Annotated in this window: 1 protein-coding gene and 1 pseudogene; both read left to right on the plus strand. The window is 68.0% G+C overall.

The window, feature by feature from the left end:
- A pseudogene (locus V3W47_RS19640) lies at positions 1-571 on the plus strand (sugar isomerase); the annotation flags it as partial.
- Positions 572-620: 49 nt separating this feature from the next.
- On the plus strand, positions 621-1,294 hold a 674-nt coding region (locus V3W47_RS19645), incomplete at its 3' end, for a class II aldolase/adducin family protein (RefSeq protein WP_331826926.1).

A 1,294-nucleotide genomic window follows, 5' to 3' on the forward strand; every position in this document is an offset into this window, starting at 1 on the left:
GGCGCAGGTGCTCGTGGACCTCGGGCACCACGCGCAGGGAGTCAACATCGAGCAGATCGTCGCCTTCCTGCTCGACGAGGGGCGGCTGGGTGGCTTCCACTTCAACGCCCGGCGCTACGCGGACGACGACCTGATCGTGGGGACGACCAATCCCTTCGAGCTGTTCGCCATCTACGCGGAACTCGTGAGCGCGGAGGGGTCGGAGGACAGCCTCACCCGCACGACCGCGCAACAGGTCGCCTACATGATCGACCAGAGCCACAACATCGAGCCGAAGGTGGAGGCGATGCTCCAGAGCGTCCTGAACTGCCAGGAAGCGTACGCGAAGGCCCTCCTGATCGACTGGGGACGCCTCGCCGCCGCGCAGGGGGCGGGGGACGTGCTGGAGGCGCACCGCACCCTCACCGACGCCTTCCGCACCGACGTGCGGCCCCTGCTCGCTGAGTGGCGACGCTCGAAGGGGCTACCTGAGGACCCCATCGCCGCGCACCGTGCCAGCGGCTACCAGAGCAAGGTGGCGGGCGAGCGTGGCACGGCTGCCGCAGGCGGCGGCTTTCCCGTCAAGAGCTGACCCCTGCCCGGCCCAGTCCCGCCCCTCTTCCCCCTTTCCCGGAGGACCCATGACCACCACCCAGTCCAAAACCATCATTCAGAACCGCTGGAACGCCGCCGAAGCTCCCCAGAGCGACGGCCTCGCCTCGCTGACCTACCGCTCCAACCTGCTCGGCGCAGACCGCACGCTCGTCAACATCTACGGCGGCAACACCAGCACCAAGAGCGTCGAGAAAGACCACCTCGGGCGCGACGTGACCGTGCTGTGGGTGAAAGGCTCAGGCTCCGACATCGCCAGCATCACAGAGAAGGGCTTCGCGGGCCTCAAGCTCGACGAGGTGCTGCCTCTCTTCGAGCGCCCGAGCATGACCGACGAGGAGATGACCGCCTACCTCGAACGGACGGTCTTCGAGCCGGGGCGGCCTCGCCAGAGCATCGAGACGCTGCTGCACGCCTTCGTCCCGGCCAAACACGTGGACCACACCCACCCCGACGCGATCATCGCCATCGCCTGCACGCCGAACGGGCCGGAAGTCATGCGCGAGATTTACGGGGACCGGGCGGCGTGGGTGGACTACATCCGCCCCGGCTTCACCCTGTCGCAGCAGATCGGCGCGGCGGTGCGGGACAATCCGGGGCTGGAGGCCGTCGTGATGGGCAAACACGGCCTCGTCACCTGGGGCGAGACCTCGAAGGAGAGCTACGAGACGACTCTGCGGATCATCGGGGAGGCGCAGGCGTA

Origin of the sequence: Deinococcus sp. YIM 134068 (assembly GCF_036543075.1) — a bacterium.
GTDB lineage: Bacteria > Deinococcota > Deinococci > Deinococcales > Deinococcaceae > Deinococcus > Deinococcus lichenicola.